Annotated in this window: 19 protein-coding genes, 6 tRNA genes and 1 other RNA gene; 12 read left to right on the forward strand and 14 right to left on the reverse strand. The window is 42.1% G+C overall.

The window, feature by feature from the left end; translation table 11 throughout:
- Positions 1-3: 3 nt before the first annotated feature.
- The 9 genes from rplY to ACSC9N_RS04190 form a co-directional block, all read right to left on the reverse strand.
- Positions 4-300, reverse strand: coding sequence for a 50S ribosomal protein L25 (rplY, locus tag ACSC9N_RS04150; protein ID WP_004695511.1), 297 nt, complete (start codon positions 298-300; stop codon positions 4-6).
- A 101-nt stretch (positions 301-401) separates the two neighbouring features.
- Positions 402-1355, reverse strand: coding sequence for a ribose-phosphate pyrophosphokinase (locus ACSC9N_RS04155; protein WP_004695513.1), 954 nt, complete (start codon positions 1353-1355; stop codon positions 402-404).
- Positions 1356-1391: 36 nt separating this feature from the next.
- Positions 1392-1466: transfer RNA gene (locus tag ACSC9N_RS04160), tRNA-Gln, on the reverse strand.
- Positions 1467-1556: 90 nt separating this feature from the next.
- Positions 1557-1631 (reverse strand) — tRNA-Gln (locus ACSC9N_RS04165).
- A 19-nt stretch (positions 1632-1650) separates the two neighbouring features.
- Positions 1651-1725, reverse strand: a tRNA-Gln gene (locus ACSC9N_RS04170).
- A gap of 28 nt (positions 1726-1753) precedes the next feature.
- Positions 1754-1828: transfer RNA gene (locus tag ACSC9N_RS04175), tRNA-Gln, on the reverse strand.
- Between the two features lies 1 nt (position 1829).
- Entirely contained in the window at positions 1830-2660 is an 831-nt protein-coding gene (gene ispE / locus ACSC9N_RS04180) for a 4-(cytidine 5'-diphospho)-2-C-methyl-D-erythritol kinase (protein WP_010327307.1), read from the reverse strand.
- Between the two features lie 11 nt (positions 2661-2671).
- The gene (gene lolB, locus ACSC9N_RS04185; protein ID WP_010327306.1) at positions 2672-3253 is read right to left on the reverse strand and encodes a lipoprotein insertase outer membrane protein LolB; all 582 of its coding nucleotides are present in this window, start codon (positions 3251-3253) and stop codon (positions 2672-2674) included.
- Between the two features lie 5 nt (positions 3254-3258).
- Positions 3259-4968: a hypothetical protein gene (locus ACSC9N_RS04190; protein ID WP_029575087.1), complete on the reverse strand. Its 1710-nt coding sequence runs from the start codon at positions 4966-4968 to the stop codon at positions 3259-3261.
- 78 nt (positions 4969-5046) lie between these two features.
- Here ACSC9N_RS04190 and hemA point away from each other — a divergent pair, with 78 nt between their 5' ends.
- Positions 5047-6330, forward strand: coding sequence for a glutamyl-tRNA reductase (hemA, locus tag ACSC9N_RS04195; protein ID WP_010327304.1), 1284 nt, complete (start codon positions 5047-5049; stop codon positions 6328-6330).
- A gap of 25 nt (positions 6331-6355) precedes the next feature.
- Here hemA and ACSC9N_RS04200 read toward each other — a convergent pair whose 3' ends face one another.
- Positions 6356-8251 carry a DNA primase gene (locus tag ACSC9N_RS04200; protein ID WP_010327303.1) on the reverse strand — a complete coding sequence of 632 codons (1896 nt, stop codon included), beginning with the start codon at positions 8249-8251 and terminating at the stop codon, positions 6356-6358.
- A 191-nt stretch (positions 8252-8442) separates the two neighbouring features.
- Positions 8443-9426: an outer membrane protein assembly factor BamD gene (locus ACSC9N_RS04205; protein ID WP_010327302.1), complete on the reverse strand. Its 984-nt coding sequence runs from the start codon at positions 9424-9426 to the stop codon at positions 8443-8445.
- Positions 9427-9497: 71 nt separating this feature from the next.
- Here ACSC9N_RS04205 and rluD point away from each other — a divergent pair, with 71 nt between their 5' ends.
- The 3 genes from rluD (at position 9498) to ACSC9N_RS04220 (ending at position 11994) form a co-directional block, all read left to right on the forward strand.
- A complete protein-coding gene (gene rluD / locus ACSC9N_RS04210; RefSeq protein ID WP_439036115.1) occupies positions 9498-10550 on the forward strand; it encodes a 23S rRNA pseudouridine(1911/1915/1917) synthase RluD in 1053 nt (350 codons plus the stop codon).
- A 30-nt stretch (positions 10551-10580) separates the two neighbouring features.
- Positions 10581-11321, forward strand: a complete 741-nt coding sequence (pgeF, locus tag ACSC9N_RS04215; protein WP_010327300.1) for a peptidoglycan editing factor PgeF — start codon at positions 10581-10583, stop codon at positions 11319-11321.
- 106 nt (positions 11322-11427) lie between these two features.
- Positions 11428-11994 (forward strand): flavodoxin family protein, encoded by a 567-nt coding sequence (locus ACSC9N_RS04220; protein ID WP_004695530.1) that lies wholly within the window; start codon positions 11428-11430, stop codon positions 11992-11994.
- Between the two features lie 41 nt (positions 11995-12035).
- Here the strand turns inward: ACSC9N_RS04220 and smpB are convergent, their stop codons facing one another.
- Positions 12036-12512, reverse strand: a complete 477-nt coding sequence (smpB, locus tag ACSC9N_RS04225; RefSeq protein WP_004695532.1) for an SsrA-binding protein SmpB — start codon at positions 12510-12512, stop codon at positions 12036-12038.
- A gap of 141 nt (positions 12513-12653) precedes the next feature.
- Here smpB and coaD point away from each other — a divergent pair, with 141 nt between their 5' ends.
- The 4 genes from coaD (at position 12654) to ACSC9N_RS04245 (ending at position 13964) form a co-directional block, all read left to right on the forward strand.
- Positions 12654-13145 (forward strand): pantetheine-phosphate adenylyltransferase, encoded by a 492-nt coding sequence (coaD, locus tag ACSC9N_RS04230; RefSeq protein WP_004695534.1) that lies wholly within the window; start codon positions 12654-12656, stop codon positions 13143-13145.
- A gap of 1 nt (position 13146) precedes the next feature.
- Positions 13147-13410: a YfhL family 4Fe-4S dicluster ferredoxin gene (locus ACSC9N_RS04235; RefSeq protein ID WP_004695536.1), complete on the forward strand. Its 264-nt coding sequence runs from the start codon at positions 13147-13149 to the stop codon at positions 13408-13410.
- A 26-nt stretch (positions 13411-13436) separates the two neighbouring features.
- Positions 13437-13814, forward strand: an RNA gene (gene rnpB, locus ACSC9N_RS04240) — RNase P RNA component class A.
- 73 nt (positions 13815-13887) lie between these two features.
- A tRNA-Met gene (locus ACSC9N_RS04245) sits at positions 13888-13964 on the forward strand.
- 52 nt (positions 13965-14016) lie between these two features.
- Here the strand turns inward: ACSC9N_RS04245 and ACSC9N_RS04250 are convergent.
- Positions 14017-15009 carry an RDD family protein gene (locus tag ACSC9N_RS04250; protein ID WP_010327298.1) on the reverse strand — a complete coding sequence of 331 codons (993 nt, stop codon included), beginning with the start codon at positions 15007-15009 and terminating at the stop codon, positions 14017-14019.
- Between the two features lie 805 nt (positions 15010-15814).
- Between ACSC9N_RS04250 and ACSC9N_RS04255 the strand changes: the two genes are divergently transcribed.
- Positions 15815-15891, forward strand: a tRNA-Met gene (locus tag ACSC9N_RS04255).
- A gap of 117 nt (positions 15892-16008) precedes the next feature.
- Here the strand turns inward: ACSC9N_RS04255 and ACSC9N_RS04260 are convergent.
- Complete coding sequence (locus ACSC9N_RS04260; protein WP_010327297.1) at positions 16009-17634, reverse strand: NAD+ synthase; 1626 nt, start codon at positions 17632-17634, stop codon at positions 16009-16011.
- A gap of 203 nt (positions 17635-17837) precedes the next feature.
- Here ACSC9N_RS04260 and ACSC9N_RS04265 point away from each other — a divergent pair, with 203 nt between their 5' ends.
- From ACSC9N_RS04265 to ACSC9N_RS04275, 3 genes are all read left to right on the forward strand, one after another.
- On the forward strand, positions 17838-18344 hold the full coding sequence (locus tag ACSC9N_RS04265; protein WP_010327296.1) for a hypothetical protein: 507 nt from the start codon (positions 17838-17840) through the stop codon (positions 18342-18344).
- A gap of 183 nt (positions 18345-18527) precedes the next feature.
- Positions 18528-19484: a metal-dependent hydrolase gene (locus ACSC9N_RS04270; protein WP_058952503.1), complete on the forward strand. Its 957-nt coding sequence runs from the start codon at positions 18528-18530 to the stop codon at positions 19482-19484.
- A 15-nt stretch (positions 19485-19499) separates the two neighbouring features.
- On the forward strand, positions 19500-20345 hold the full coding sequence (locus ACSC9N_RS04275) for an SDR family NAD(P)-dependent oxidoreductase (protein WP_010327294.1): 846 nt from the start codon (positions 19500-19502) through the stop codon (positions 20343-20345).
- The last annotated feature ends 8 nt before the right edge of the window (positions 20346-20353 follow it).

A 20353-nucleotide genomic window follows, 5' to 3' on the forward strand; every position in this document is an offset into this window, starting at 1 on the left:
CACTTATGCGCGAACGAAGTCAGCGTGCATAGGCGTGTTTTTAGCTGGGTGACGTTGTAACGCTTTGATTTTAACGCTTTCAACTTTGTCGCCAACTTTGATTTCAACAACTTCTTCGAAGAAAGCGTTGTTTTCTAAAGCTTTAACAAGCTCACGAAGTTCTAAAGTAACAGCTACAGGTTCAGCAGCACCACCGTAGATGATAGCTGGAACTTGAGCAGCGTGACGAAGGCGGCGGCTCGCACCTTTCCCTTGGTTAGCTGCTTCACGCGCTTGAGCGTTTAATACGAAGTTTGCCATGATAGACATCCTTAATTTAAGTTTTAAATAAACTAGATCTGCGACCGACCTAGTGAGACAAAGCCCTGCACTGGGCAGGGCTTTTAAAATTCAGCGCTATATTATAGATAAGAATCAAACATTGCACTAATAGATTCTTCGTTGTTAATACGACGAATTGTTTCAGCAACCATACTCGCAACTGAAACTTGGCGAATCTTACCAAGAGCTTGAGCTTCTTCAGAAAGAGGAATGGTGTCTGTAACAACCAATTCATCAATCACAGAGTTTTTCAAGTTTTCGATAGCTTTACCTGATAAAACAGGGTGAGTTGCATAAGCAACCACTTTGCGCGCACCAAATGTTTTCAATGCATCAGCAGCTTTACATAACGTACCTGCAGTATCCACCATGTCATCTACGATGACGCAGTCACGGCCTTTAACATCACCAATCAAGTGCATGACTTGTGATTCGTTTGCCTTTTGACGACGTTTGTCGATGATAGCAAGGTCAATATCGCCCATTTGTTTAGCAACAGCACGTGCACGAACGACACCGCCAACGTCAGGAGAAACCACCATGAGGTTATCATGTGATTGTTGACGAAGGTCAGCTAAAAGCGCTGGTGTACCGTAGATGTTGTCTACAGGGATATCGAAGAAACCTTGGATTTGGTCAGCGTGAAGGTCGATCATTACCACACGATCAATTCCTACAGTTGTCAGCATATCTGCGACAACTTTTGCAGTAATTGGAACACGTGATGAACGAGGACGACGGTCTTGACGCGCATAACCGAAATAAGGAATCACTGCGGTAATACGACCAGCACTTGCACGACGCAAAGCATCAGCCATAACGAGGATTTCCATCAGGTTATCATTCGTTGGGGCACAAGTAGGTTGTACGATAAATACGTCTTTACCACGAACATTTTCAGTAATTTCGACAGCAATTTCACCGTCAGAAAATTGACCAATAGATGCAGCACCTAAAGGGATGTGCAAGTGGCTTACGACTTTTTGGGCGAATTGTGGATGTGCAGATCCACTAAAAACGACAAGATTGGGCATGAAGCACCCTTGGCGGTTGGCAATTTAGGAATTAGATGGCAGGGGTAGCTGGATTCGAACCAACGGATGCCGATATCAAAAACCGGTGCCTTACCACTTGGCGATACCCCTAATGCGGCAGAACTTTAATATTTTTGCGTCATTCTGTCAAGGTAAATTAACAGTAGAACAGCAAAGTGTTGCTCTGTCTTTTTTGGAAAATGGCAGGGGTAGCTGGATTCGAACCAACGGATGCCGATATCAAAAACCGGTGCCTTACCACTTGGCGATACCCCTAAATTTGATTACTGTAAAATGGCAGGGGTAGCTGGATTCGAACCAACGGATGCCGATATCAAAAACCGGTGCCTTACCACTTGGCGATACCCCTAGTACAGTCATCTACAGGTGAAATAAAATGGCAGGGGTAGCTGGATTCGAACCAACGGATGCCGATATCAAAAACCGGTGCCTTACCACTTGGCGATACCCCTATCAGGTAACGTGGAAATGTCTTATTGGTGATTCATTCAAGCTGTTGACCAAGTAAGCTTTACATGGTGCATTTGCAAGAACATCATCAATGTTCATATCACTCGTTACTTCAGCAAAAACACAAGCACCTGTACCTGTAAGTTTTGCAACACCGAACTGGTCGAGATATTGCATCGCTTCATCTACTTCTGGATATAAACTTCTTGCCAAAGGCTCAAAATTATTTCCAAAATCAGATGGCTTTAACTGATAGGCGCAAAATTTAGAGCTCTTCGTGTTTCTTGTCAATGTTTTTTGTGAAAAAAGCAATTGAGTGCTGATAAAACAATCAGGTTTTAACACAATGTATTGTTTTTGATCTAAGTCTATGAATGTTAAGTGCTCACCTATGCCTTCAGCCCAAGCATTGCGACCATGGACAAAGATGGGAACGTCTGCGCCTAACTGAACACCCAAGTCTGCTAATTGCTCAGTATTTAGCCCGCACTGCCACAGTTGATTGACTACGATTAATGTCGTTGCAGCATCCGATGAACCACCACCTAAGCCTGCACCCATCGGAATATTTTTTTCAAGACGAATGGATAAACCGGTGGCTGTTTGTGCATACGGCTTAAGTATCTGCGTCGCCTTATAAATCAAATTTTGACTCAAATCGACACTGTTTAAGCCTTCAATATGAATTTCTTGATCTGTACGGAGCTCAAACTCTAACCAATCACACAGATCGATCAACTGGAAAATACTTTGCAGTTCGTGGTAGCCGTTTTCACGACGACCCGTAATGTGTAAAAACAAATTCAGTTTTGATGGGGCAGGGACACGGATCATAACGAGATAAACTAGCGGTTTTGAATGACCATTGTAATACGGTTTTCTGCACCATTTTCAAGTGCTTGTTTTAAAATCAACCGATTTGGCATATGGGCTTGTTCGTTATAGCTCAGCTCAACGCTCCAACCATCTTCAATGATCTTTACCGCTCGTTTGGCACTGTCACGTTGGATTTGTGCTTGAACTGTTGCAGGTTTGGCTTGAACCCAATTGACTAAATGGGTGATGGGTGCCTGCCAACCTGTTGCTGTTTTTAAAAGTTCTTCAGGAGTTTCAGCTTGGATGAGGCCAGTTTTAGCACTATTCAGGCTAACTTCACCTGGACGACCAGTAATTTGCGTTTTACCAACGCCTAAAATTCCACTGAGCTCAATATCAAACTCTTGTTGCTGTTGTACCCATGTGAAAAAAGCACTGCCTGTCTGTTCAGGCGTACGCACCCCAATTTTACCCTGTAAGCTAAATTGTTGATCAGATTCGGTTTGTATAGTGTTTGGATCAAGCTGTGGTTTAGTAAATTGTTGACAGCCTGTTAGTGCTAAGCTACTTGCAGCAAGTAAGCTTAAGCTCAGATTTGAGAAAATACGCATAAAAACTATGAGCTCTTTTTCAGTTGTTGGGGTAACAATAAAGTATTGAGTTGATCCAATTGAGGATCATTTGGGTGTTTTTGTTTGAGTTGTTGTAACACAGTGGAGAATTTTTGCAGATCACCGAGCATATAAACTGAACGCGCATAACGCACGCCAATATTGACACTACCACTGATGAGGTAGGCTTTTTCTAAGACTTTGGCTGACGTGCTAAAGTCATTTTGTAAGTAACAAATAAAGCCCAAGGTGTCTAAGATGGAGGCTTGTTCAGGGGCATATTCTAAAGCATGTTCAACAAATCTACGTGCATCATCTAAGCGTCTGTTTTGCAAGGCTAAAGTATATGCATAAGCATTGAGATAGGTTGGGCTATTGGGCTCGATACTTAACAGTTGGTTTAGCAACTTTTCAAGTTTGTCTTTATCCGTATGTGGATCCAACATTAGCACTTCAGAATAGATCAGTTCAGGATCATCCGGTAAGTTCTTAATCGCCTCATCTAACAGTCGCATGGCTGCGGCTTTGTTATTCATGCGCTTTAAAATATCGGCTTGCGCCTGATACAAAAAACTTGCATGTTGTGGATAGTTCACCCGTTCTTGGGTTAAAAAGCGCAAAGCATCATTGGGTTTGTTTTGCTGAGTATAGATACTGATGAGGCTACGACGTGATACGGTATACAGACTACCATCGACTAGACGATAGTAGGCCTTGGCTGTTTCAAAATGCTGTTTTCGTTCAGCATTCACTGCTAGATAGTAATAGGCTTCATTTTGATATTCGGCTGAATTACGTAGTTCAACCAGATATTTTTCCGCTTTTTCGTACTTTTTTAAGTCAATACTGGTTAACCCCGCAATAAACAAGGCTTCTTCTTGGTTAGGCCATTTTTTAATCAGGCTCTCAAGCTTGGTTAAGGCCTCATTCGACGCATTAATTTTAATCAGATATTTGGCTTCGGCTAAACGGACATCGACATTGTCACGGTGTTTACGACTCGATTTTGCATACCAATTACGGGTTTCTTCTTCTTGACCGAGTGCGCTGAGTAAGTTGGCTTTCATCAGGATGTAGCCTGTGACTTTTCCGCGCTTTTTTAGGGCTTTATTGATGGTGGTTAGGGCTTGGTCAAGCTGGCCATTTTGCGCCTCTAAACCTGCAATCAATGCCAAAATAGAGGGATTGTTCCGCTCCTTACTTGAACGTAGTGCTTGGATGAGAATTTCTTGATCTTCAGGTTCTTCAGGGGCAATCCCCGCAAGGATTTGCTCTAAATCAGCATTGGCATCAATGTTGAGAATTTTATCGAGTGTTTCAGCTGCAAGTTCATATTCATGTGCTTTGAGTGCAATGTGAGATAAATAAAATAAGGCTGGAACATCGGTAGGCTCTTGCACCACCCAATGCGTTGCAATGTCGAGTGCGGCATGCAAGTCATTTTGTTCAAGGGCAATATTTAAAGCGCGCTGTTTAATGGTGGTGGAATTACTTTTAATCGCCAACACAGTATAGTTATGCAGGGCAGTCGCGCTGTCTTGATAAGCCAGTGCAAATTCGGCAATCATACTTTGTTGAATTGCATCATAATTAGATAGCGAAAAATCTCCAGCTGCTCTAAGATGAGCACTAGATGCCATGCTACCGACGAGTAAGAATGTGGTAGAATATTGCTTAATTCTCGCGCCGCTCAGTCGGCAATGTGTTTGACGCAATTTTTCTTGATCCAAGTAATGCTTTTTATGACACCGTTATTGCACAATAGCATAAATTTAGCGAAATGATGATCTGATATGTCTTTCTTTGCATTGGGTGTCAACCATCAAACCGCCTCCGTAGAATTGCGTGAGCAAATTGCATTTAACCCTGAAAAGTTAACACAACTGCTTGAGCAACAAGGCCAAAACCAAGACTTAAATGAAATGGTAGTGGTCTCTACGTGTAACAGAACAGAAGTGTATGCCATGTCTGAAAACTCAGATATGGTATTAAACTGGCTCGCCCAAGCAAATGGCATAGATGTTAAACAATTGTTGAATCATGTATACCGTTATGAAAATGCGCAGGCTGTCACTCACTTAATGCGTGTTGCAAGCGGTTTAGATTCACTCATGCTTGGTGAACCGCAAATTTTGGGGCAGGTTAAATCAGCACTATCTCTAGCGAAGACGGCTCATACTGTTTCTCCTCATTTAAACCGAATTTTTGAATATGCTTTCTATGCGGCGAAACGCGTCCGCTCTGAAACGGCTGTGGGTAGTCATGCTGTATCGATGGGTTACGCGGTGGCTCAGCTTGCATTACAAGTGTTTAGTAAGCCTGAAAAGTTGACAGTCATGGTGGTCGCTGCGGGCGAAATGAATAGCTTAGTGGCGAAGCATTTGGCTGAAATGGGCGTCGCAAAAATCCTCATTTGTAACCGTACCCGTGAACGGGCTGAAACTTTGGCTCAAGAAATAGCCCATCGTGTAGATGTGGAAATCATTGAGTTTGATCAGTTGGCTAATAACTTAGCGCGTGCAGATGTCATTTCCAGTTGTACCGGTAGTTTACATCAAGTGATTCATTATCCAGATGTAAAAGCTGCCTTAAAAAAGCGTCGTTATCAACAAATGTTGATGGTCGATTTGGCTGTTCCGCGTGATATCGACCCGAAAGTGGAAAGTTTGGATGGCGTCTATTTATATGGCGTAGATGACTTGCAGTCGGTGATTGATGAAAACCTTGCTCAACGTCGTCAGGCGGCGGTTGAAGCTGAGGTGATGGTCAACCAACTAGCAACGGAGTTGGTGACCCAGCAGAAGGTTAATCTCGCAGGTGAAACCATCCATGCTTACCGTCAGCAAGGTGAACACTTAAGACAAGAAGAACTAGATCTAGCGCTGGCACGGATTGCGAAAGGAGAAAAACCGGAGCGGGTGATGCAAGAGTTTGCACATCGTTTGACGCAGAAGTTGCTACATCCGACCTCGATTATGCTGCGTGAAGCAGCCAAATCAGAAGATCCGAGTCATTTTGAACAAATGCAAACATGTTTAAATGAGACTTTTACTAAACGTCGTAAAACTAAAAAGTAAATCTAAATACAAAAATGCAATAGGTTTAAGTAATCAGTCTTAAGCCTATTTTTTTGGTCAGTTCAAAGAGTTTATGTTTTAAATTTCGTGTCTCAATTAATGAATTTGGGGCTTTAAGTTTAAGTTTTAAATATTTTTCTTCAAGCGAAAGAGCATATTCACTGGCCAGTTTATCCGCCAGTTCTGGTGTTTTAGTTAGTTCTTCAATATTGGTACGCTGCATAATATCGGCAATCGCGTTGGCATAACGGCTACATGCACCCAAAACATAATAGGTTGCCAGTTCTTGGTCGTCGGGTAAATCATCAAAGATGCCATCTAAGACTTGTAGCACATGCGCTAAAAGTTCATCTTCAGGTAAATAGGCGCGTAGAGTTTCAAAGTGAATATACAAAAACGGATGATGGATCAGAACGGCGAGGGCGAAGTCTTCATCTTTGGTGCGAATATTAAAAGACAACGAGGCATCGTTGCTGACTTGAGGTGTCCAGCGACGACCAAAACCAAGCTTTTCTTTGAAGGATTGATTTAGCAAATAACGGAAAGAGCCCGTTTTCGGCAATAAGTCCGTCAGTTGGCGCAACTCACTCATGACCTGACTTTTACCTTCAGGGCTACTAATGTCATGGTTCTGCGTCAGATGTGCAAAAACAAAATCTGACAGTAGTGGGGCCTGTTGGAGCAGTTTATTAAAGTTTTCAATACCTTCGCGACGAATCATTGAGTCAGGGTCATGATCATTTGGCAGCACAAAGAACTTCAGCTCACGACCATCATTGAGTAACGGTAATGCAATTTCTAAAGTACGGCGTGCTGCTTTTTGTCCAGCCACGTCACCATCGAAGGCAATGGTAATCCGGTTGTTTTGTTTAAACAGAATATTTAAGTGTTCGGTGTTACTGGCAGTTCCCAAGGTCGCCACAGCACCTGCAATGCCATACTGCTGTAGTGCAATCACATCCATATAGCCTTCGACCATTAGGCAGTCTTGGGCTTTTTGTTTACGACCTTCATATAAACCATAAAGCAATTGGTTTTTATGAAATACCTCAGAGTCTGGCGAGTTGATGTATTTGGGCTTAATTTCGTCATTTAGAGCACGACCACCGAATCCCACCACACGACCTTTGGCATCACGAATCGGAAATATGACGCGATCCCGTAACAAGTCAAAGTCACGACCGTTGTCGCTGGTACGAATCAATCCGAGTAGCTTTAAGCCTTCGATATCTTGCGGGAAGGCTTTTTCTAAGTGTTGCCAGTCCTCAGGTGCATAACCTAAACGCCAATATGCAATGGTATCTCGGCTGAGTCCACGTTGCTTAAAGTACTGCTGAGCAGAGCGACTATGCGGTAGTTGCTGCTCATAGTATTGCGCAATATTTTCTAACAGGTCGTATAAGTTGCCTTCTTGAACGGGGGCAGTGTTGAAGCCCTCGAAAGTATCAAAATCAGCATAACCCTCTTGGTAGTCCATGGACTGAAATTCAGCAAAAGGATCATGCTCAATTTGAAACTCAGGTTGTACCAGAGCTGGCTCAGTTTTCTTGGCTTCTGCGACATCGACCTGTGGTTTTTGGACAGGTTTAGCTTCTCGCTTATACACCAGTTTTTTCGAGTCACGGTTGTCTTTTGGAAGTTCGATGCCTGTTTGACTCGACAAATCCTTCATCACATCAATAAAGCTACGACTGTCGATGTCCATTAAAAAACGAATGGCATTACCATTGGCCTGACAACCAAAACAGTGGAAATACTGTTTGTCACGATACACGTGAAAAGATGGTGATTTTTCTTGATGGAACGGACAACAGCCTGAATAGGTGCGACCTGACTTTTTAAGTTTCACACGTTGACCAATCAGGTCGACAATGTCGGTCCGATCTAAAATTTGGTCAATGGTGTGTTGAGGAATAGCCATGTCGAATCGTCAGTCGCTGATGTTTTGAACCGTGAAAAGAAGCAGAGATGGAGGTTTTAAAATGCAAAAAACCATCGAATCTAGATTGTTTTGTATACCTTTTAAGCGTTTTGATCAAGCGGAAATCGCACAAAACAAAAGGGCAAGTATGATAACTTGCCCTTTCTAAAATAGCGAATATTTCAGAGGAATTATTCGGTTTCAGTATTGATGTTTTGCTGTGTTTCAGGACGATCGAGTAGACCGAAACTGATACGGTTGGTAAAGCTGCGCTCTGTTGTTTGTTTCGGCTGTTCGATTGTTTCTTCAGAACTGTTTTGTTCTTCGCGACCAAACACACCTAAAGTCGCGCGGTTGACCCAACTTGCTTCTTTACGTGCAGCGCGTAAGTTCACTTCACCATTCGATTTCACTAAATTTGGATAATTTAGTTTCAAGACATCGGTATATTGTTGCGCAGTTTGCTTGTCGCCCAATTGGTCATACGAATAAGCAACAGTTGCTAAAGCTTCAGGCACTTGAGGGCTTTGTGGATAATGTTCAATCACCCATTGCGCACGCTCTAGTGCTGCGACCCATGCTTTACGTTTGATATTAAAACGTGCCGCATTCATTTCGCTTTCAGCCAACTCATTGCTGATAAACTTCATGCGCTGTGCGGCATCAACCGCATAAGTGCTTGAAGGGTAACGACGAATAAAGTCTACGAAGTTTTGATATGCCACTTTAAGATAGCTCACATCGCGATGTGCTTGCTTTAAAGAAGTATAACGAATCAAACCATCATAGTTTTGTTCCATATTGGCTACGCCACGGACATAGTAGGCATAGTCCACGTTTGGATGCTGAGGGTTCAAACGAATGAAACGATCAGCCAGTGCAATCGCACCTTCATAATCTTTCTGCTGAAACTTCACATAGAGCAGCTCTAGTTGAGCTTGTTGCGCATATTCACCTGTAGGGTAATAGGTATCTAATGCTTCTAAGTGTTTTGCAGCGTCGGTATATTGACCACTTTGCAGTGCTTTTTCTGCTTTTTGAATATAAACCTGTTCACTCGATTGTGGACCGGTATCTACCACTTCTTTCTTGGGATTGCTGCTACAGCCTACCATTGCAGATGCAATGCCAATCGTTAGAGCAAGCATTGTCATTTTATAATGTGGTAGCGACATAAAAATTCCTCTGTTAATACGGGCAATGAGCTACAATTGCGCTATTAAATCACTTTTATTTGAATGATCAAATGGCTCAAGCACAATCTTCCGATCCAAATTTCCCTGAAACCGATTTCAATTTACTTGAAGATTCTGAGGATGCAGATAACCATACTTCAAGCTCTACTGCAACACGTTTATCGTTGCAATTTCAATTGGATGAAACTTATCTCGGACAACGTATAGACCAAGTTGCAGCAACGATTTGGAGCGACTTTTCGCGTGAAAAACTCAAACAGTGGCTAAAAGAAGGCCATTTGTTGGTAAATGGTAACAGTGTCAAACCCAAATATAAATGTGAAGGATTTGAACTGTTAACCCTTGAAGTTGAGTTAGAAGCCCAAACTCGTAGTCTGCCTGAAGACATTCCGCTGGATATTGTCTATGAAGATGAGGACATTATTGTCGTTAATAAACCTGTTGGGATGGTGGTTCACCCAGGTGCGGGCAATTCATCGGGTACGTTGGTAAATGCATTATTGCATCACTATCCAAAATCGGCAGAACTGACCCGTGCGGGTTTGGTACATCGTATTGATAAAGATACGTCAGGCTTGTTGGTCGTTGCGAAAAATTTAGAAGCGCAATTTTCACTGAGTAAGCAATTGGCGAAAAAAACGGTTTACCGTGTTTATGACCTGATTGTGTATGGCAATGTGATTGCGGGTGGCACGGTGGATGAACCGATTAAACGTCACCCTGTAGATCGTGTCAAAATGGCGGTATTGCCGGGCGGTAAAGATGCTGTAACACACTACAACGTGAAAGAACGCTTCCAACATTTCACCCGCATCCAAGCTCGTCTTGAAACTGGACGTACGCATCAGATTCGTGTGCATTTTAGTTATATTGGTTTTGGTTTAGTTGGCGATCCTGTGTATATGCCGCGTGTGCGCGTGCCCGTAGGTGCAACAGAACTTTTAGATGAGACTTTACGTGGTTTCAGACGCCAAGCCTTGCATGCAGCAGAGCTCGGTTTGAAACACCCTCGTACAGGTGATGAAATGTTGTTTAAAGCGCCGTGGCCAGCAGACTTGGCGACCTTGGTCGATGTACTCCGTACGGAAAACAAAGCCTACTAAGTTATAGCTGAATCATCATAAGGACAGTATATGCAATTTGTTCAAGGACTTCCGGCAGGTGTTTTTGTGGGGCAAACCCGTGTGCATCATGATCGTGCTTTAGAAACCACTCAAACTGAACTGCAAGGCTTTAATTTGGCTTTGCACGTACAGGATGATGCCGCACGTGTGCAACAGCATCGCATGATCTTGCTCGAAGAGTTTGCGGGCTATGGGGTCGATAAAATCACATGGATGACGCAAACCCACAGCACCATTTGCCGTGTAGTGAATGAGCAAATTGACTTTGATGCTCAAGAAGGGGATGGTTTGGTGACGCAGCGCCCGAAGCATGCCCTGATGATGATGACAGCCGATTGTTTGCCAGTGGTTGTAGGCAATGCAGATGGAACTGAAGTAGCCAATTTGCATGCAGGTTGGCGTGGGTTGGCGCATGGCATTATTGAAAATACCATTGCCAGCATGAACACTCAGCCGACATGGGCTTGGTTGGGTGCGGCCATTAGTCAACCTTGTTTTGAAATTGGGGCGGAAGTAAAAGAAGCTTTTTGTTCAAAGTATGCTGAGCTTGAGTCTGCATTTCAAACTGGTGCGCAAGCTGGAAAATATTATGCTGACTTATATGCGATCGCAAAATTCATTCTAAAACAGCACGGTGTTGAGGTAGTCTCTGGTGGTGATCAGTGTTCATTTAGCCAGTCGGATGAGTACTTCTCTTATCGACGTCATGCCAAAACTGGGCGTATGGGGACATTCGTGTTTATGCAATAGTTAGGCTTTTGATGAAGTGCTTGGCTGTTTTAATCCTTGCACTTACTCCCCACTCAGCGAGTGGAAGTGTTAAACTTAACTCAATTCTTTGGTCTTAAAAATTTCCATGTCTGTACCTGATCTTGTTTCTGCTACACCTGTTCATGTGTGTGTGGTTTATCATAGCGCCTATGGTCATACGGCGAAAGTCGCTCAGTATATTGCACAAGGTGCAGAGCAGGCGGGTGCTGATGTGCATTTAATTTCTGTTGCTGCAGTGCAGTGGGACTTGTTAGATCAGGCCGATATTATTGTGATGGGTTGCCCAACGTATATGGGCAGTCTTACAGCAGCGCTTAAGCAGTTTATGGAAGATTCCTCTAAGCGCTGGTTAGCACGGGCTTGGCAAGGAAAACTGGCTGCAGGCTTTACCAATGGTGGGGGCTTAAGTGGCGATAAACTGGCGGTATTACAGCAGATTAATTTATTTGCTATGCAGCATGGTATGTTGTGGGCTGGTTTACCGTTTATGCCGACGGGACGTAGCCAACACGATATTAATCGGATGTCGAGCTTTTTAGGTTTGATGACTCAGTCAGACAACGCTAGTATTGAAATAACCCCACCTGAAGGTGACTTGGAAACTGCTCGAAAGTTTGGAAAATATTTGGTTGAGCTAAAAGCTGACTATTAACAGTTCTGATAATAAAAAACCTCCACATGGGAGGTTTTTTATTATTTATGCATAATACGGGCTTTATCACGTTGCCAGTCACGGTCTTTTTCCGTGGCACGTTTGTCATGCAGCTGTTTGCCTTTCACTAAAGCGATTTCTAATTTCGCACGTGGTCCTTTCCAATAAGCAACAAGTGGAACACACGAATAACCTTTTTGATTCACTGCGCCGAGTAGCTTATCCAGTTCACGACGGTTCAACAGTAACTTACGGGTACGGGTCGCTTCAGGAACAATGTGCGTAGATGCACTGAGTAAAGGCTGAATTTGAGCACCGAACAGGAAAGCTTCACCATTTTTAAAGGTGATATAACTCTCAGACAGCGTCATACGACCTGCACGTAATGATTTCACTTCCCAGCCTTGCAGTGACAGGCCAGCTTCAAATTTTTCTTCAATAAAATAGTCGTGACGTGCACGTTTATTCTGTGCAATCGTCCCGCTGGTATTTTTTTTAACTACAGTTGCTTTCGCCATAATCAATTACTTCCAACAATGTACCTATTGTGCCTTAAAGCATGGTTAAGGTGAAGTTTTTTCAAATTTATAGAGTTTCTTCACCTATAAAACAAGTTTTTGCTAAAATATGGCTCTACAAAATCAACAGAGTAAAAATGGATGTCTAAAACTCGCGTCATTTACCCGGGGACTTTTGATCCAATTACCAATGGTCATATTGATTTGGTTACACGTGCATCACGTATGTTTGATGAAGTGGTGGTAGCCATTGCCATTGGTCATCATAAAAACCCTCTCTTTAGTTTAGAAGAGCGTGTGAGCTTGGCCAAAGCATCATTAAGCCATCTTGATAATGTTGAGTTTGTAGGTTTTGATGGTTTGTTGGTGAACTTCTTCCGTGAACAAAAAGCAACGGCTGTACTGCGAGGATTGCGTGCAGTGTCTGACTTTGAATACGAGTTCCAGTTAGCCAATATGAACCGTCAACTTGATTCACACTTTGAGGCGGTATTTTTAACGCCGTCAGAACAGTATTCATTTATTTCATCGACATTGATTCGTGAAATAGCACGTTTAAAAGGTGATGTGACGAAGTTTGTACCACAAGCGGTGGTTGCTGCTTTTGAACGTAAACATCAACAAGGTTGGTAATGTGTCTTTATATATAACCGATGAATGCATCAATTGTGATGTTTGTGAACCTGTGTGCCCCAATGAAGCCATTTTCATGGGGGAATTGATTTATGAAATCAATCCAGACTTATGCACAGAGTGTATCGGACATTATGATAAACCCCAGTGCCAATTGTTCTGTCCAGTGGATTGTATTCCGCTAGATCCTAATCATGCGGAAACTGAGGATGAGCTCATGGATAAATATAAAAAACTAATTGCTCAAAAAAGCGCAAGCAATTAAGTCTAAAATTTGATACTATGCGCCTCGAAGTGAGCCAGACGATCGCTGCTGTGGAGATCTCCGTGATTGAAGCAGGGGAGGAAAGTCCGGGCTTCATAGGGCAAGGTGCCAGGTAACGCCTGGGCGGCGTGAGCCGACGGAAAGTGCAGCAGAGAGTAGACCGCCTTCATTATGGTTTCGAGCAATCGAAATCGGAGGTAAGGGTGAAAGGGTGCGGTAAGAGCGCACCGCATGGCTGGTAACAGTTCATGGCATGGTAAACCCCACCGGAAGCAAGACCAAATAGGGATCCTTTAGGCATGGCCCATGCTGGATCCGGGTAGGTCGCTTGAGCGTATGAGTGATTGTACGCCTAGAGGAATGATCGTTCTCGACAGAACCCGGCTTATCGGCTCACTTCAACAAATTTTGATCAATTAAGCGCGCAAGGTACTTGACGTACTGGTGAGAAAACCACATAATGCGCGCACAGTTTACGGCTATGTAGCTCAGTTGGTTAGAGCACCGCACTCATAATGCGGGGGTCACAAGTTCAAGTCTCGTCATAGCCACCATTTTTATAGACCACGTTCCAAAACGTGGTCTTTTTTTGTCCTTATTTTGGGCTTAATACCCACCTCCAATTTGCGTTTGTTGTTGTGAAGAAACTTCCTGAGCAGTAATTTTCTGCTGATCATCTGTTTCAATTAAATAGGTGGAAGAACGTTTTTTTGAAATTAACCCAAATTGATAGCGAGCGGTGAGTTGAACATAATTTTCTAGATATTTTGCACGATGACGTGGTTCTAATTTGAAAATATATTGTGCAAATTCTTCAGCATAACTTGGATTATTGAGTAAATTAGGATCGGTAATCGTGGCTAAATAATAATGTTGAGTTGGATTTATACCTTCCTCATTTTTAGGAAGGATGAGATAACCATAATCAAATTGGCTTAATTCCTTAAATTTTAGATTTTGTAAAGAAATAGGAATATAGTCTTGGTCACTTGTAATACTGTTCCAAACTTGTAACCCTGAAAAAATGAAAACTAAAATAGTTACGATGTAAAAATGTACATTCCATGTTGTAGAAATAGTCTTAGGTTCAACCCCATTTTTTATGACAATTGTGTGTGCTAGATAGTCGTGAATAGAGCGGCGATTTTTCCGATTAAAAATATATAAATAAATTATAGAAATCAGTAAGCTACCTAAAAGTATCGTAAAGATGCTATTCAATACTGGGTGAAAAAGTAGCGTAAAAGACATTAAGCAGAAAGGGGCATATAAAATTGCCGAGCGTAGAAATGAGGCGGATAGGCTGAGATACTGCTGATCTAGTTTGACGACTTTAATGGATTGAAGAATTTTGCCGATTGTTTGTCCATTATTGTTAACGCTGTTGCAATAAGTAAAGTATAGAATAACGAAAAGATAACCAATTAATGTTATGAGTATAGGGTATTCATAAGGAAATTTACCTAATAGGCTAGAGATAATGTTACAGAAAGCACCGATGAGCAAAGCATCAATGATAAATGCGAAGCTCCTACGCCAAAAGCCTGCAATATAAGGTTGTGTATCAGGTGATACATCATTTTCAATTGTATTATCCAAAATAATGACTCATGCTGTTATAAAATTATTGGTTTTGATGTTAAAAGTAATCAGTGATTAAAGTTTTAAGCACTTTATTAAATAGTGAGCTGTTTTACAGAATTGTAGAGATGAAATCAATAATTCGAAGAGATTCTTTTTATTTATATTGAGTTGATACTTCTGTGATTTTAATCCTTGGAAGCTATTTTGGATCTGCATATAGGCAGTACATTATTCTGCAAAAATTTATTTTTTTAGCCTGTAATTTTATTCTTTGTTCAGTTTAGTTGCGCATAGCATTTAGCATTTAGCATTTAGCATTTAGCATTTAGCATTTAGCATTTAGCATTTAGCATTTAGCATTTAGCATTTAGCATTTAGCATTTAGCATTTAGCATTTAGCATTTAGCATTTAGCATTTAGCATTGCAATTTCAAGTTGCTTATATGGTGATCTTTTTGAACATGATATAAGCGTTGTTGGGCTTTGCTGAGCTATGCCATGCATCGTTTTTTGTTACATGTTCTATAAGTGTTGATTGATGATTCATTTGGCAACATTCATGTAAGCGTGATTATAATTGACCAAGGCTGGACTCACGAGCTGGCATGCACTTAGTGCTGTTAAGAGTGTAGTAATAAGCAAGGATTTGATCTGCTTAAGGATAGTTTCCTTTATATATTTAGCTATTGTGCCCGATGTTTTTTACTAAATATGTATTAATTTTAAACATTTAATTATCAGTTGTTTAAATGCTGATCATTGGGATGGGGTAGGGCTTGACGGGTGTTTAATATGTATAGATAATGCCCCCACAGTTTACGGCTATGTAGCTCAGTTGGTTAGAGCACCGCACTCATAATGCGGGGGTCACAAGTTCAAGTCTCGTCATAGCCACCATTTTTAAAGACCAAGCTCTCAGCTTGGTCTCTTTTTTTGTGCGTAAAAAATAGATTTGAATATGTCGATATAAAAAAGCCCAAACATCTGTTTGGGCTTTTTTATTGGAACAGCAGCTTATATGCCAGCTTTCCAGCCATTCATGATTGGGTAACGACGTTCACGGCTAAATGCGCGTGAGCTGATACGCGGACCAATTGCACCTTGGCGACGTTTGTATTCATTGAAATCGACCAAACGAATCACTTTTGCAACCACTTCAGCATCAAAGCCTTTGGCAATGATGTCATCTTGGCTCATATCTTCTTCAATATAAGCATACAAAATGGCATCCAGTACATCATATGGTGGTAAAGAGTCTTGGTCCTTTTGATCTGGACGTAACTCTGCTGAAGGTGGGCGAGTAATCACACGCTCAGGAATCACAGGCTTGTCTGAAATGCTGTTTCGGTATTTCGCAAGTTCAAACACAATGGTTTTATACACATCTTTTAGTACGGAAAAACCACCCACCATGTCACCATAGAGCGTGCAGTAGCCCACAGCCAATTCTGATTTGTTGCCTGTAGACAGGACTAAATTACCAAATTTGTTTGATAAACCCATCAGCAGTGTACCGCGGGCACGCGCTTGTAAGTTTTCTTCAGTTGCATCCGCAGGGCTGTTGCCAAAGAACGGATAAAGCGTTTGCATAAAGCTGTTCACAATCGGGTTGATTTCAGCAATCCCAAAAGTCACCCCCATACTCTTCGCTTGTTCAGCAGCATCTTCTACACTGATTTGGGCGGTATAGGTATATGGCATCATTACGGCTTGGACTTTGTCGGCGCCAATCGCGTCGGCTGCAATGGCAAGGGTTAAAGCAGAGTCGATCCCGCCTGATAAACCCAAAATCACCCCAGGGAAACCTGAGCGCTGTACATAGTCGCGAGTCGCCATCACTAAGCTTTGATAAATCTCTGCCATAGTGTCTAAAGCAGGCGGCAGCGCATTGGCCTTAAAGGCTTGTTGTTCTGCTTCGTATTCAGCGAAATACAGGGATTCTTTAAAGCTTTCAGCTTGAAGTACAACTGAACCATTTTTGGCAATCACGAAGCTTGTACCATCAAAGATCAGGTCGTCTTGACCGCCGACTTGGTTGGCATAAACCAAGTTGAGGTTCATTTGTTTTGCCAGTGCAGACATGGTTTCAACGCGGTGCTGTGGCTTACCGACTTCATATGGTGAAGCATTTAAGACTAAAGCTGTTTCTACATTGAGCTGTGCTAGTTGTTGTACCGTTGAAAGTGACCAAACATCTTCACAAATCAACACACCAAACTTATGCCCCAGATATTCAAAAACAAGGTGTTGATGCCCTTCGGTGAAGTAGCGCTTTTCATCAAACACGCTATAGTTTGGCAAGTTTTGTTTGTTATACACACCCAAAACTTGCCCATCTTTCATGACCGCAGCGGCGTTGTAGCGTTGACCGTCTTCAGTTTGATTGACAAAACCAAAGACCATCACAATGTCTTTTACTGTTTTAAGTTGTTCAAAAACTTGTTGCGTGCGTTTGGTTAGGCTAGGACGTAGAAGTAAATCTTCTGCTGGGTAACCAATGCTCGAAAGTTCTGGAAAAATAATTAAATCAGCATTTTGTTTTTTTGCTTCATTGGCCTGCTCCAACATTTTTTGGGCATTTGCTTCAAGGTTGCCAATGTGCGGAGAGAACTGTGCAAGTGCAATTTTAAAACTTTTCATTTCCAACTAAATCCTATACCTATAGGGATATACACGACGATTGAGTTTGTTATAGCTATAAGTTCTACGTGGTGTAAGTGACGATAAACAAATAGAAGTATTAATCAATAATAAGTGCGAATACTATATACGAAATGCGATTTTTTTTAAGGGATATTCTAAAAAAAATCCGTAAATGTCCTTAAAAAGAACAAATTATTCTAATGTCTTTATGGAGTGTGATTGTGTGGTTTCAAGCGCTTTTACAAAAAATACAGCAAAAGTTTGAACTTAAAAATCGGCCCTTGACTGAAGCGGAGAAAAAGCTCGCCAGCAGCATTTTTGGGAACAGTCTGAACACGGATTCAGTTCGAATTATCGCGCATCGGGCAGTGCTGCCTCATTATGCGATTAGCCCCAATGGACATGTCTATTTTAATATCAAAGACTGGTGCGAAAATTTTGCCGACCAACCGATTCATCAACAAGCTTGGTTGATTCATGAGCTAACACATGTTTGGCAAATTCAGCAGGGACTCGCTGTAGTCCGTAAGGCACTTTTTAACCGTCAATATCGTTATGCATTAAAACAAGGAAAACAGTTTTTAAGCTATGGCATTGAACAGCAGGCGCAAATGGTGCAAGACTACTTTCTCAAAAAACACTATGGCGAAGATTGCTCAGCCTATGAGCAGTGTATTCCCTTTGTGGCACACAAAGCCTCGTTCTGACCCCGATAGATAAATCTGTGGAGTGATTGTTAGACAACAGATTTTAAAGTCATAAATTGCAAATCATTTGAAGAAAAATGCCAGTGGCATAGGGGAAACGGCCTCTTATTTTGAATGCAAAGAGATGGTGAAAATCGTGAGATTGAGCCTGAAAAACGAGCTAAAAATAAGAAGGAATGTCCTATGCGTATCGCTCTTCCATTGAAAGGCAAAGCCAGCCAAATTTTTAAGGGACCCGTATTCGATGCTGAAAAACAGTCTGCGATTATTCCGATTCGGCATATGAAATTTGACTTTGAAGCTGAGAAAATTGATCCCAAATTCTACCTAAATGCGGAGTTGGCCAGTGCTTACTTTGCATCACTCTCGATCTTTCTGACCTATGGTGAAGACTTGGTGATTGATACCGCCCGTTATCACCGCGATTTCCTTAGAGACCCTGTATTAAAACAACGCGTGACGTCTTTGATTGGACAGGAGGCACTGCATTCAAAGCTACATGAAGAATTGAACGATACTTTTAAACAGGTTGATTTACCCGTTGGTATTTTTCGTTATTTAGCTGAAATCGTTTTTGACTACGGTTTTAACCGCTTACCGCAGCCGATGAAATTGTCTTTGATGGCAGGCATTGAACATTTTACCGCAGTGCTGTCTGAATACATGATGAACCATGAAGAGATTTTTTTCGATTCTCAAGACGAAAAGCAACGGGCGATTTGGATGTGGCACATGCTAGAGGAATCTGAGCACAAAGACATTGCATATGATGTGTTTCAATCACTTTCCAATAACTATGCCTTACGTATTACAGGCTTTTTTCCAGCCCTTATCACCATTTTGCTATTGATTTCAGTGGCGTCAGTTTTTGTCCCGTTTTATCGCAAACCGTCTAATTTGGTGAGTCTCAGTTATTGGAAGGATGTACCGCGCAGTTTCAGCCTCTTGTTTGGGCTGAAACGAGGTGTTTATGGCAGTAGTTGGAAGCATATTTTTGATTATTTACGCCCGAGTTTTCACCCGAATGATTATGACACTTCTGCATTTTTAGATTATTACAAAGAGCGTTTACTACATCCTGAAACAGGAGTGTTAACCCCCTATTTCACCAAAGAATTTACTCCAATACTTAAATCATAAGAAGGAGGTTATGACATGGGACTGTTGAGTAAAAAAAATAAACCAAGTCAAAAGGCCTACGCAGTTGTAACGGGCGCAGGTAGCGGAATTGGTCGTAGCTTTGCACTGGAACTGGCAAAGCGCGGTGGTGATGTCATCTGTGCAGATATTGATTTAAGCTCGGCACAGGAGACTGTAGATTTGATTCAGTCGATGACATCTACGTCAGCCTACGCCGTGCATTGTGATGTTGGATTAAAAGAATCTGTACACGCTTTGGCCGAGCAAGCGGAACAGCTTTTGGGACATCCTGTTACTTTGCTCATCAATAATGCGGGAGTGGGGCTAGGTAGTAAGTTTGATGAGGTGTCGCTGGAGGATTGGCGGTGGTGTATGCATGTCAACCTGTGGGGGGTGATTCATGGTTGCCACTACTTTGTACCCAAATTTAAACAGCAAGGCTTTGGTGCCATTATCAATGTGGCATCGGCTGCGGGCTATACCGCAGCCCCTGAGATGACAGCGTACAACGTGACCAAGTCTAGTGTTTTGGCTCTATCAGAAACCTTGGCTTCAGAGCTTCATGCTTATAACATTGCAGTCAATGTGCTGTGTCCGACCTTGGTGCCCACTAATATTATGAAGAATGGTCGCTTGCCAAGTCGCTATTCTGGACTGGCTGACAAACTGCTAATGAACCATGCGTTTACCACCAGTGATGCTGTTGTAAAAAAAACATTAAATCGCTTAGATGCAGGCAAGCTTTATACCATTCCGCAACCCGATGCCAAATTGTTTTGGTGGATGAAGCGGGCATCACCAAGCTTATACGTCAAGCTTTTAGGTTTGGGTTATCCACTGTTTAATCAAATCACAAAATAAGAATAGAG

Origin of the sequence: Acinetobacter sp. PC34 (genome assembly GCF_051789135.1) — a bacterium.
GTDB lineage: Bacteria > Pseudomonadota > Gammaproteobacteria > Pseudomonadales > Moraxellaceae > Acinetobacter > Acinetobacter johnsonii.